Genomic DNA, 12538 nt, shown 5'->3' on the forward strand with positions numbered 1-12538 from the left:
AGAGAGACCTCCCCTGGATTATAAATATGATCACTTACTTATTAATTCTTGATATCCAGTTGACCACTGATATCTGCAGATTCGTCGCTAAGTAAATTCAGGTTATCGTTTACAACATCATAGATTTCAAACTGAGTAAGAAACTCAGACTGATCGATAACACCATCATTTTTATCAATCACACGAAGCCAGTTGATTTTGCCACTACCAGCTACAGCAGCAGGCTGTGTAGTAACTTCAGAATAACTGGTCAACTGAGTTTGAGTACCTACCTGATCATAAACATAATAAAAGGTAGTATCTACTTTTGTTGTAAAAGAGCTAACCAAAACAGTTGCTACAACTGCCAGTACACTTAAAACATTACGTTTCATAAATTAAAGTTTAAAATTAATGGTGCCTACTCTTTGACAAGGTTTTCGGCATCCCCTTAACCGTTTTGAAAGCGACACGGATAACCGCTTCCCGTATAGGTTTGGCCTACCACTACAGGTTTGCTGTACAACAAATAATTTCGCATTTGATTTACGCTCAATTCATTTCATACCTGAAAACACTTTGCGGCATTGCGTAGATAAAACTGAATTTTAAAACCGCTTCTCCAATATAGTAGACCCTAACTGTTTTTCAGGGTCATCATCCAATGTATTTGAAGCATCATTCACAACATCCAGGGCTTCAAAGACTGTTTCAAAATCTGTTGGACTAACAACATCATCATCTACACAAATTTTTATCCAACACAGCCGGTTGGCCCCCAGGCATGCAGTTGGTTGCACTACTGTCACCGAGTAATTACTCATGTCATTCTGCGGCCCAGTTCCATCATAAATAAAATAATAACAAGTCAATTTCACCGGGGCAGCAGGTATCATACTACCCAGCACCACCGCCAGGATAGGGGTTATGAACTTTTTCATAAACAGTATGTTTTGTAAACGTTAGCTATTCTACGTGTAGACCGTATTGTCCGGAATTTGTTGCTTAACCTTCTGCTTTCGAAGTTTTAGCCCAAATCCCAGTAGTGATAAAATTGTAATTGTTATAAGCAGTGTCAGCTTTAAGTTTGTTGAGAGCACATTGATCAATCCTCCATAATCATGCGGATAGCCTGGAGTAAGTTTAGTAGTAATAATCAACGTGATGGCGAATGTTGCAGACAATATAAATCCCAAAGCCCTGGTCTTAGGAAGAAATATCGCTATCACTATCAGTAATTCAACGACCACGAAACTCCAGGCAAAAAAACTGGTGTGTAGTGTATAAAATGCCAGCATGTTTTTGAGGCTCTGTAATTGCACATAAATACTGATAAGGCTGTGCACGTAGAATACCAATAATAAGGCCGCAATCACTTCTACAAACGTATTTTTTTTCATAGACAAGGTATAATGGTCAAGGTTTTTGACACTTAAACAATATCATTACTATCAGTCAATACATGGTTGCTGTTAGTGCATCGATCCTATTTTTTCGTTGGCTGAGGGGTACGGATGCGAAGCGCAAACCTGGTTACTGGTTTACAATATGTTGCCATGCCTTGGGCATGACGGGCAAAAGTTGATGCGTTTCCCAACACCGGGATAGGGGTTGGCTGTAATTCCCTACAAATATAACTGTACTTTGAAGTCGCTTGTTTTAGAAATCGGGAGTATTATTTCTATATTTGACCATTATCTCATCTTACTACCGATTGCATTATGGCCTACTCGTGACCGGTACCGTTACACAAATATATGTGTCATCCGGGAGGTTGTTTTAGTTATTGGAATCCTTTTTTTCATAAATGCCCAATAAGTCAAAATAGATATTGGGAGGCTTTGAAGGCCCTCTTTTTCCGTGGTGTGCCCCTTTGCTTCGACAGCAGATTTCTCACTCCGCTGCGCTTCGTTCGAAATGAGCATTGAAAATCCGATATCACGAACTTGTAGTGAACCATCTTATTAAGAATTATCAATGTCACACGCTTGTAGCAGATAAAATTGCAGCAGAAACTATGACGAAGTTGCTAAAGTGGGGACCATTTCTCAAGACGGAGGAAGAGGTGCAAGGATTTATCAATATTTATAGTCACCTAAAATACGAAGCCTTTGTGTACGCGAAGGTTTATGTGTCGGATTTCAAAGTCATCCAATTTCCCGCTGCAGGATTAGCTACCAGGATTCCTTAGGCATGATCCTTCCGGAATAAGTGCAGAAGATGAATAGCAGTTAGTTTGGGTCACCTATAATGGTGTGCTTTCCAGATCAGAAAAAATGGGCGCCGGCAATCATACAAACTGTCCTATTACAGAACCACCCTGGCAAGCCGGTAAGCGGCCTACCAACAACAGGTTTGTATGTTCTGTGTGCAGGGATAATGTTGATAAAAGGGTCCTCAATTGCAAAAAGGATTTTCACTCATTAACCCCTAACGCGGCCGGCTGCCCTGATGAAAACAGCTACTTCTCGTGTGGCCATGATACGATCGACTAAGACTAATTTTCAATAACCGGAATAGCATCCGGATTAACCAGTTGCCGGTAACGGCAATAATAAAATACAGAGCCCAACCTCAACATTCGAAACTTTATTACGTGCATGAACTCCTTGTTTAGAAAGCCCGGGTACACCTATGCATACGCCTCCCTTGATCTGATAACCCGAACCTGCATTTGCCGGCTCAGGGTGAGCCGCGCTTCAAGGGCTACCCACCTGAGTGCCCTTGGTCTTATTTCCTTCACAAATATACCATCGTATAGAGGGGGATGTTTTAGTTAGCGGGATTCTTTTTTCCATAAATGACCAATAAGTCAAAATACTTTTACCGGCTGCGGAAATACTTAGGTGGATGACCATAATACTTCTTAAATGCGGTGGAAAAATTGGCAAAGCTCTGGTAACCAGTTAAGGTAGCAATGTGCTCTATAGCGGTATCTGTTTCCAACAACAGCATACTGGCCTGTTTCATACGTATGTCCAATACAAAATTGTACAGTTTGACACCAAATAAGGTAAAAAAACGCCTCTTTAAAGTACGCAGTGTAACGTCGTGATTCTTGGCGATCTGCTCCAACTTCAGGGGCTTGTCGATATTGGTAAGCAGGAAGTTCTTTATTTCATACAAAGTCTCTACCTCTTTGGTAGTGAACCGGATGATCTTGCGGAGGGGGTGGGTGGCGGTTTGATGTAATACCATGATCAACAATTCCCTGACCAAGGCATCGTAATGCATTTTACGCAGCTCGCCTGTATAAGGGGAATTGAGGAGATCATACAGGCAACGCATCATATCGCCGGTGGCTACCTGGTTTATCTTACAAAAACGGGCGGGCACCTGGCGCTCTGTCTTACGTAACCAATCGGCCAGATGGGCAAAATGAGGAGTAAAGGCAGCCAGGTAATCGGGTGAAAAATGGATCTCGAGGTTGGAATAGGCCTTGTCCTTAAAACTTATTTTCTCCTGGACCACCGGGGTGTATAAAAGGTTGTAACCGCGCTCATACATAGGTATATTGCCCACTTTGGGATCGTAGTAATTGAAACTGTTATTCAGGATAAACTGGAGCTTATACACGGGCTCATTGCGGATAATAGTAAGGCGGTCGCCCCTTTTGATGAGGTAATTGTTGTACCATACTGAATATTGATTACCAGGGGTTTCTTGAAGCAATAAATCGCCAAAGGCGCCTGAGGCAGTGATACTGCGGGATTCAGGGATCTTATATTCCCATAACCAGGTAGGTTCCGAATCGGACAATACTATATTACCCTCACTTTCAGAAAGGATATGGAGGATCATAAAGACAGGTTTAATGGCTCAATTTGCGGATACAATTTCGGTTATACATCCAATTATTGAACCAATAGGTGGGTTTTTATTTTAGTGCCCAGGTATTGGTTAGTATTCCTAACAATTTTATTAAGCGCTAAGTGTTTACCTGTATTTATAGCTACAGATTACAAAGTATTTTACTGAAATAGAAAGATGCATTGCTTATTCGTTCAGAAAAAAGAATCAAATTCCTATTTGGATTGCCAGCCAATGGAAAGACACTTACTATTACTTTGGCGGCAACGGTGATGAGCGACCAACTATTTACTCCCTTTTATTGAGATCATCTGACACTGACACCGTACGCCCTTTCTTATTCACTTTTTGGTAAAGGCCCTGGTATACATTCTTAAAACTAATAGAAATGTCGACCAGTTTTATTCTTGCATCCGCTGCATTGGAGGAAACAGCAGACACGCCTGGTGATGCTGATGATACCGCTAATGTTAATATTGTACGCAAAATGCTGTGCAAACCTGTTTCGTATGATACAGGACAACATATTATTTATAACAGGCATTTTCTTAAGGACCAGGTGATCATTTCAATGCGATTGCTGAGTTTGTCGACGGACCTGCCGGTGATCTATAATTGGCTGCCATGGGAATATACACGCCACCTGAAAAAAGAGGCGCATGTAGAGCAGCTGCATGAAATATACAGCCGGATAGCGGGATCGGGCACAGCGCAATCCTTTATGGTGCTGATGAACAATACGAACCTGGCGCAGGCAGATATCTACCAGGCTACGGCTGATGACATCAGCCTACAGTATAACGTAAAGGCCGGTGATTACAAATTGCAGCTGTTGATAAAACCGGAAAGATTGCTGATCGGGAATTATTCGCTTTGCGCTATTCAGGCTACGCTGGGATTTCTCTTTTCATTCCAGGAGGTAAAACGGGTGGTGATGCAGCTGGATGAAAATGAATTCCTGAACAGTAAGATGGAAAAAGCAGGATTCATTTTCCATAAGAAAACCTCCACGCGACAAAAAACAGCAAGGCTGTATACCTGTACGAGAGAAAGCTTACGAGATCAGGGTGAGCCGCCCTCAGAGGTCGACGCACCCCTTCGATAAGCTGCTCACACTCTCTTCACTCAACGATATTGGCGTAAAACGCTGTCTATTACCATCCGGCTATACATTTGGCAGCCTGGTCAGTTACCTGTTTTTGGGCCTTTGCAATGGCGCTGGTTATTTTTTTACCGGCTCCTTTGACTGCGATGTCTGTTGTTTTACCAAGGGCGGCCAGGTACCAATCGCGCCATACTTCCAGGATATGTTTTTCGGCGGCGGCATCACCGCCTTTTTGAATAACCTCTTTGCTCAACACGCATTCTGTTTGCAACCGCTGGAGGGCATTGGCGGTAATATCCTTGATAAGTGCTACAGTTGTTTTTTGATCGGCCTGGGTAAGGAGGTAGGCGGTAACCAGGGCGCTCAGGCCCACATGTTTCATCTCTTCGGCAGAAACCATGTCGAGGCGGTCGCCATCGGTATGGTAAAATACATCGGTGAAATGCCACATCAGCAATCCGGGAATCTTCGCATTTAAAAAAGGGGTATGGTCGCTCCCACCCTCAAATGGATTGGTATTGACCACCCAACCAGTGGCTTTTGATTCCTGCAGACAGCGATTGAGGAGGAGGTCATTAAAATAATGGGGAAACATATCGGACTCTTTCAGGGCAGAGCCACCCCATTCACTGTGTTTATCATTTCCCCGTGTCCAGATGGCGGAGGGATCGGGCATTTTTTCAATCAGGAAACTGCCGCCTGTTTTCTTAACATCTTCGCCTACCATGTCGAGGCTCAGGCCCCACTTTATACCTTGTGCCCGGATAGAATCGTCCTTGATATAACGGTTGGTAGAGATGATCTCATCGCCCCATAAAAAAGTGATGGTACGTTCGGGAGCTATTTTGCCGGCCTTCACCAGCAGGGCAGTGACCCTTGCCATTTCGGCCAGGGTGCCTACGCCGGTAGCATTGTCATTGGCCCCTGGCTCCTGTACGTGGGCACTGAACACAAACCGCTCAGCAGGCTTTACAGTTCCGCGCACATTAGCCACAATAGTGAGCTCTTCGGAAGGATAAATCTTTGCCTGGGTTACTACGCGAACCTGGACAGGGCCTTTAGCCAGGGCAGCTTTTAGTTTTTCCCGGGCTGCGTAAGATAAAAGAATGCCCCATTTACGCAAAGTTGAATCTGCTTCATACCGGATGCCCTGGAACTGTATGGAGTTAACGTGCTTTTGCGGCTGTGTGTAGCCGGGTAATGCATAAGACAATGCGCCCAAGGCGCCTTTCTTTACGGCTTTAGCATAAGCACTGCCAATGCCTCCATCGGCCATGATGATCTTGCCGGTGAGGTCTTTTGCTTCCAGGTCCTTATCGTTGGCTTTGCCAATGTCGATCAACTCAGCTGTGACTCCTGCGGCGGGGGTGGAACCGGAATACATAGCCAGCATATTTCGATTGGTAGTAAAGTTCAGCAGGGGTTTGTCGTCGCCAACAATATACAATTGTGCATTGACAGGCTCCCAGGTGGGACGTTGCATGGGGCGCTTTTCAATACGGTAAGTAAGGGCAGCATCGGCCTCTCCGCTGGTTTCCTTTACAAAACCGGCCTGCTGCAATATCTTCTCTACATAAAAGATGCTTTCATTAAACCCGGCATTGCCGGCAATGCGCCATCGCTGCTCCACAAATGCCACTGTCTTGTAGGCATTGTCAGCAACGAACCGGGATCTCAATAAATTGAAGTATTTCTTTTCCCGGGAAGATGGCTGTTGGGCGATCGATCCGGAACACAGCAGGATTAAGACCAGCAGCTGTAAGGCTGTGGCAGGTTTATTGGTTATACGCATTTGATTTTTAGCCCTTCAAAGGTGGGCTAACCGCTACAATATACGAAATGTTTGAGCGCCGATGGCACGGGTAATGTTAAGCCTCTTGTCCAATCCAAACGGCGCCTCCGATACTATTGCGCAGGGAGCCGGTAACGGATGCCAGTACGTTGTTCTCTTCGCGCCAGCGCAATACACCTATCAGGCCCATGATGATGGCTTCCTTAAAGTCGGCCAGCTGTTTATCCGGTACAACTACAGATATGTTGATGTCGCTGAGCAAGGCTGTCAACCGCTGCACCAGGAAAGTATTGTGCGATCCGCCACCGGTGATGAGGAGTCGGGAGTGGGGAGTGGAGAGCCCGGGGTCGGGTGTTGGGAGTAGAGAGTTGGGAGCGGCTACTGGCTCCAACGCTTTCTTCACCTGGATAGCAATATGTTCTACATAGGTGCGCAGGCTGTCCTGTATCCAGGTATCTTTTGTACTGAACCGGGAACCGGTAACGAGGGGAAATACCACATCGGTACCAAAGTCATTGGCCAGGGACTTGGGCGCGGGGAGCTGGTAGTACTCCAGGGAATTGAGGGTTTTTAATAATTCGGGCTGCAGGGCGCCGCCGGCAGCCATCTGTCCGCCTTCATCATACGGTTTACCTGCTTTATTGGCCAGCATATTGAGCACCCGGTTGGCCGGGCATACATCGAATGCGATATAATTATTGGTGAGGTTGCACGATACGTTGGCAATACCGCCAATATTGAGAAACAGGGGGTAATCTTTGAGGAGGAGCTTCTCGCCAATAGGCACAATGGGGGCACCATGACCGCCAAGGGCCAGGTCCATTGCGCGGAGGTCGCTCACCACATTGATGCCGGTAACGGCAGCTATGGCAGCGCCATCGCCCAACTGGGCAGTCATTTTTTGTGCCGGCACATGGAAGGTGGTATGCCCATGGGATGCGATGAGCTGTACCTGGTAATCCAGCCCATATTCTTCAATAAAGGCATTTACCAGCTGGCCGGTATAATGGCCATAGGCGGTATGCAACAACTGGTAGTCCAGTGCATTAAGGGAAGTGGCTTTTTTTAACCGCTCTATCCATTCGGGACTATAAGCATAACATTCAGTAGCTTTTATTTCGTAGGTCCAGGCTCCGGCCTGCTCATGAAATTCAACAAATGCAATATCCAGCCCATCCAGGGAACTGCCGCTCATGAGTCCGATGACACGATATACCATAATTTTTATATTTCAGATTTCAGATGGTAGGTTATAGTTTTGTTGGCAAACTTAAAGCATGGTGATCAATTTAAGTGACCAATGTTCGCTGGTGTCTCAATGGGTGAGCGAGCTGCGCGATGTACAGATACAGACGGACCGGATGCGTTTCCGCCGAAACCTGGAGCGAATTGGGGAGATAGCGGCCTATGAGATCAGTAAAGTGCTTGACTATGAAGAGAAAGAGGTGCAAACGCCGCTGGGCATTTCGGTATGTGATGTATTAAAGGAACAGCCGGTACTGGCTACGATCCTGCGGGCGGGGTTGCCGCTGCACCAGGGGCTGTTGAATTATTTTGATAAAGCGGACAATGCCTTTATTTCTGCCTACCGGAAACACCAGCGGGACGGGTCATTTGAAATTAGTTTAGAATATGTTTCGTGCCCGGAACTTGAAAACCGGGTAGTGATCATTTCTGATCCTATGCTGGCAACGGGCTCCTCGCTGGTGAAAACGATCCAATACTTACGGGAAGAAGGGCACCCGCGGGAAATCCATATTGTAGTAGCCATCGCCTGTACGGTAGGCATTGAATATGTACTGCGCAGTGAGCCCAATGTAAAACTATGGTGCGGCGCCATCGATGAAGAACTCACGGCCAAGGGGTATATCGTTCCCGGGCTGGGAGATGCAGGGGACCTGGCCTTTGGGGTAAAAGTCCAAATGTAAAAATTACATGGACATTCGCTCTTTTTGTTGTACTTTGGACGTACTTAGTTAGTACCAACCATGCGGATGAGGAATTTATTTATACTGATGGCTATTTGCCTGATGCTGAAAACTGCTACTGTTACAGCGCAGGATCCCAATTTTTCCCAATTTTTTGTTTCGCCGCTTTCTCTGAACCCTGCTCTCACGGGCAAATTCAATGGCAACTTCCGCGTAGCTGGCAACTATCGTGACCAATGGCCTGCTATCAGCAATGCCTTTATTACCTCCACTGCTTCTTTCGATGCGCCGATCATGCGGAACCGTTTATCGGAGCTGGATACCTGGGGCGTAGGGGTGATGGCGATGACGGATAGAACAGCCAATGGCATACTGACTACGAACTCTATTGGTATTACCACGGCTTATCATAAAGGCCTGGACGAAGATGGCCTGCACCAGATCGGCATCGGGTTTCAGGGTACTTATACGAACAAACGACTGGATGGCACGAAACTCAACTTTGAAAATGAGCTGGACTCACTGGGAGGCTGGACGAATCAAAGTGGTGAAATGATCGACAACCAGGTGATCAACGTTAATTATTTTGACTTTAGCCTGGGGGCCTTGTACAACGGCTCTACTGATGGCTACAACAACTTCTACCTGGGGGTATCTGCTTATCATGTTAACAAGCCACAGGAAAGTTTTACAGGTATTTATTATACGCTCAATCCGCGCATTACGGTACATGCAGGCGGCGCTATTCCCTTGGGTGACCGTAGCAAGACGATTTACCTCAGTTCCTTATTCAGCCGCCAGGCAGCTGCCAACAATATCGTATTGGGCGGCGCTGCGGGATTCAATGTGAACGGGGATGAAGAAAATCCCACTAACTTCTATGCAGGACTCTGGACGCGCTTCAATAATGTAAATGATGCGGTGATCCCTTATGTGGGTCTTGAATTTGGCGGCTTCCGTTTAGGCGCCTCTTATGATGTGAACATTTCCAGTCTTAAAACAGCCTCGCAAAGTCGCGGAGGTATTGAAATATCGCTCATCTACATCAATCGCCCTCCCGGCAATAAAGGCATTCCCTGTCCGAGGTTCTAGTAATGTGATAATATGAGGATCTGAAAATTTGAAAATGGTCTCCATTGTTGCCTGGCAGACAAACAGGCTAATCGCTACTTCTTTACAAGGCTTATTTTTTTCCCACTGACATAGGGATTGCCCTGAATGATAAAACGATAGGGTAAGGCTGCATCATCACCGGCATAATCCACACCAATACGAGGTGTGGCCAGGATATCACCTTTCTTTACCCGAAATTGATCATCGGCTATGAACAACTCATCACCCAGTAGGGAAAGGCCGGTGTGGCGGGTGAAAAAGCCCAATGCTTTGCCCACATTACCGGGACCTTTGGTGAGGGTGTTGTCCAATTTCTTTTTGCCGGTACGTTGCAACATGATCTCAATACCCTCTAACGGTTCAACTGCCCTTATAAGGATAGCATGGGGAATGCCCTGCTGGTTGGTCACTACATTGAACATCTGGTGAATGCCATAACACAGGTATACATAAGCGGTGCCACCCAGACCATACATGACCTCTGTACGGTTGGTGCGCCGCCCACCCCAGGCATGGGAAGCCCTGTCTACTTCTCCGGCATAGGCTTCGGTTTCTACAATACGCCCCGAGGTAAATTGGCCTTGAAAAGTGGTAACAATCACCTTTCCGAGGAGTTCCCGGGCTATTTTCAGCACATCGGCACGGTTATAAAAATGCTGCTCCAGTTTTTTCATTGATTATTCAATAGATATATTTGTTAAGTTTGACTGCACAAGCGTTCCTTATCCTGTGAGTCACAGCCCCGGGCACATCAAATTTATAAAACTTGCTGAAAGAAATAGTAATAGCGATTCAGTCCTATTCGAGAGCTCACAGGTTCATCTCCAAACACAATTTGTGGAAATGGATCATTATACCGGGCATCCTGTATACGCTCCTTTTTATAGTGGGTATGTATTTTTTCTGGACCTCATCGGGTGCCGCTGTTACCTATGTGACGCATAGTGTGGGTATTGACCGCTGGCTGCACCGGCAGGAAAGCGGTTTCCTGAGCTTCATTTTTATGATGGGTGAGATCATGGTGCGCCTCATCCTGGTCATGTTTTATTTCTCGCTTTTTAAATACCTGTTCCTGATCATTGGTTCTCCCTTGTTTGCCTACCTGAGCGAGAAAACAGAAGCCATTTTATCGGGCAAGGACTTCCCTTTTAGCTGGCCGCAATTAATGAAGGATATAGTCCGGGGCATTAAACTGGCGCTGCGTAATACGCTCTGGCAAACGGTATACTCGATCTTCTTACTGATCCTGTCCTTTTTTCCGGTAGTAGGCTGGGTGGTGCCGGTGATCGTTCTTTTTGTAGAATGTTATTATTATGGCTTCTCGATGCTCGATTATAGTTGTGAACGCCACAAATTATCCCCTATACAAAGCATTGAATTCATTGGCAAACACAAAGGGCTGGCCATAGGCAATGGTATGGTATTTTACCTGATGCACCTGGTGCCGATGGTAGGATGGGTGCTGGCGCCCGCCTATGCTGTAATAGCAGCTACAATTAGTTTATACTATCAGAATAAGGAAGTCTAAACTGGTTTCGGGTTTGGAGTTTTGTGTTTCGGGTTCTGCCGGTGCAGCAAACAGCCCAATACGGTAAGGACCTGATTTTACATTAATTTTGCGGCCACATGAATGCTACAACATCTCCTACAGTATACCTGATACCTTCATTTTTACATGAAACGGCCACAGAGACCATTCCGGCCTATGTGCTGTCAGCTGTAAAAGAATGCCAGGTATTTTTTGTAGAAAATGAACGAAGCGCCCGTCGTTACCTGAAGGTGCTTTGGAAAGAAATGGTGATCGATGATTATCAATGGGTCACTATCCATAAAGCGGAAGAAGCGGTTCGTTCGCAGTTCAGAAAGGTTCTGAAGGAAGGCAAAAATATTGGCATTATCAGTGAAGCCGGCTGTCCGGGTGTGGCCGATCCAGGCCAAATACTGGCTGGGGTAGCGCATGCCATGCAAGCCAGGGTAAAACCGCTCACAGGGCCCAGCGCCATCCTGCTGGCGCTCATGGGCAGCGGTATGAATGGCCAGCAGTTTCAATTTGTAGGCTATTTACCCATCGATACGGGACATCGCATCAAGACGATCCGGGATCTGGAAGCTGAATCTTCGCGCAAGCAGTGTACGCAATTGTTTATAGAAACGCCTTATCGCAATAACCAGCTACTGGAGGCTTTGCTCAAAGCCTGCCAGCCCACTACGCGCTTATGCATAGCGGCGGACCTTACGGCTGACACGGAGTTTATTCAAACCAAAACGATTGGTGATTGGAAGAAAAGTATACCTGACCTTCATAAACGGCCTACGGTGTTTTGCCTGCTGGGAGAAGGAAGAGCGTAGAATACAGAAGAATACAGCCTTCAATACGTTGGAACAAAAGGGCGGTTGACTTCGTCAACCGCCCTTTTTGTCTATTTGCTCTTGGGACTTAAGATGGTTTCTCCATTGGTGCCTCTAACCTCATATACACTGTCTACAATAAACTTCTGCATGCCGCGCCAGGGCAGGGCGCCAAAATAGCTTTTATAATGTAGTTCCACATCTTTGCCGGAATTCTCCAGCAAGGTTTTGGCTACGGATTCACTCAGTACGCTAAACTCAAATTCATTACTCTGCACGTTGACCTTAAAGCCGCTTTGAATAATTTTCCCTTCATAGGTTTTGAATATATATCCTTTCTTCTGAAAGGTATTGAGGATGCCAGCTTTGGTACCTTCAGCAAATACCCAATAAAAGCGGAAGTAAACAAAACCAACGAATATAAGCAGCAAACTCAGGATGATGTAATGCTTTGCTTTCATA

General features: G+C 45.9%; 13 protein-coding genes. 5 read left to right on the forward strand and 8 right to left on the reverse strand.

Annotation, left to right across the window (positions count from 1 at the left end; translation table 11 throughout):
* Nucleotides 1-41 precede the first annotated feature (41 nt).
* From D3H65_RS19785 to D3H65_RS19805, 4 genes are all read right to left on the reverse strand, one after another.
* Entirely contained in the window at nt 42-374 is a 333-nt protein-coding gene (locus D3H65_RS19785; RefSeq protein ID WP_119051966.1) for a hypothetical protein, read from the reverse strand.
* A 213-nt stretch (nt 375-587) separates the two neighbouring features.
* The gene (locus D3H65_RS19790) at nt 588-920 is read right to left on the reverse strand and encodes a hypothetical protein (protein WP_119051967.1); all 333 of its coding nucleotides are present in this window, start codon (nt 918-920) and stop codon (nt 588-590) included.
* A 30-nt stretch (nt 921-950) separates the two neighbouring features.
* Entirely contained in the window at nt 951-1379 is a 429-nt protein-coding gene (locus D3H65_RS19795) for a hypothetical protein (protein WP_119051968.1), read from the reverse strand.
* A gap of 1423 nt (nt 1380-2802) precedes the next feature.
* Entirely contained in the window at nt 2803-3780 is a 978-nt protein-coding gene (locus D3H65_RS19805; protein WP_119051970.1) for a helix-turn-helix transcriptional regulator, read from the reverse strand.
* Between the two features lie 397 nt (nt 3781-4177).
* Here D3H65_RS19805 and D3H65_RS19810 point away from each other — a divergent pair, with 397 nt between their 5' ends.
* On the forward strand, nt 4178-4894 hold the full coding sequence (locus D3H65_RS19810; RefSeq protein ID WP_119051971.1) for a GNAT family N-acetyltransferase: 717 nt from the start codon (nt 4178-4180) through the stop codon (nt 4892-4894).
* 49 nt (nt 4895-4943) lie between these two features.
* Here D3H65_RS19810 and D3H65_RS19815 read toward each other — a convergent pair whose 3' ends face one another.
* Nucleotides 4944-6686 carry a M28 family peptidase gene (locus D3H65_RS19815; RefSeq protein ID WP_119051972.1) on the reverse strand — a complete coding sequence of 581 codons (1743 nt, stop codon included), beginning with the start codon at nt 6684-6686 and terminating at the stop codon, nt 4944-4946.
* 76 nt (nt 6687-6762) lie between these two features.
* Nucleotides 6763-7905, reverse strand: a complete 1143-nt coding sequence (locus tag D3H65_RS19820; RefSeq protein ID WP_119051973.1) for an anhydro-N-acetylmuramic acid kinase — start codon at nt 7903-7905, stop codon at nt 6763-6765.
* A 58-nt stretch (nt 7906-7963) separates the two neighbouring features.
* Here D3H65_RS19820 and upp point away from each other — a divergent pair, with 58 nt between their 5' ends.
* Both upp and D3H65_RS19830 read left to right on the forward strand, forming a co-directional pair.
* Nucleotides 7964-8614: a uracil phosphoribosyltransferase gene (gene upp / locus D3H65_RS19825; RefSeq protein ID WP_119051974.1), complete on the forward strand. Its 651-nt coding sequence runs from the start codon at nt 7964-7966 to the stop codon at nt 8612-8614.
* Between the two features lie 66 nt (nt 8615-8680).
* A complete protein-coding gene (locus tag D3H65_RS19830; RefSeq protein WP_245999540.1) occupies nt 8681-9706 on the forward strand; it encodes a PorP/SprF family type IX secretion system membrane protein in 1026 nt (341 codons plus the stop codon).
* A 74-nt stretch (nt 9707-9780) separates the two neighbouring features.
* Here the strand turns inward: D3H65_RS19830 and D3H65_RS19835 are convergent, their stop codons facing one another.
* Entirely contained in the window at nt 9781-10401 is a 621-nt protein-coding gene (locus tag D3H65_RS19835; RefSeq protein ID WP_119051976.1) for a DNA-3-methyladenine glycosylase, read from the reverse strand.
* A 92-nt stretch (nt 10402-10493) separates the two neighbouring features.
* Here D3H65_RS19835 and D3H65_RS19840 point away from each other — a divergent pair, with 92 nt between their 5' ends.
* Together D3H65_RS19840 and D3H65_RS19845 are read left to right on the forward strand one after the other, a co-directional pair.
* Nucleotides 10494-11255: an EI24 domain-containing protein gene (locus D3H65_RS19840; protein WP_119051977.1), complete on the forward strand. Its 762-nt coding sequence runs from the start codon at nt 10494-10496 to the stop codon at nt 11253-11255.
* A gap of 98 nt (nt 11256-11353) precedes the next feature.
* Nucleotides 11354-12076 carry an SAM-dependent methyltransferase gene (locus D3H65_RS19845; protein ID WP_119051978.1) on the forward strand — a complete coding sequence of 241 codons (723 nt, stop codon included), beginning with the start codon at nt 11354-11356 and terminating at the stop codon, nt 12074-12076.
* A 71-nt stretch (nt 12077-12147) separates the two neighbouring features.
* Here the strand turns inward: D3H65_RS19845 and D3H65_RS19850 are convergent, their stop codons facing one another.
* Complete coding sequence (locus D3H65_RS19850) at nt 12148-12537, reverse strand: hypothetical protein (RefSeq protein ID WP_119051979.1); 390 nt, start codon at nt 12535-12537, stop codon at nt 12148-12150.
* Nucleotide 12538: the final 1 nt, after the last annotated feature.

The organism is Paraflavitalea soli, from assembly GCF_003555545.1.
Lineage (GTDB): Bacteria > Bacteroidota > Bacteroidia > Chitinophagales > Chitinophagaceae > Paraflavitalea > Paraflavitalea soli.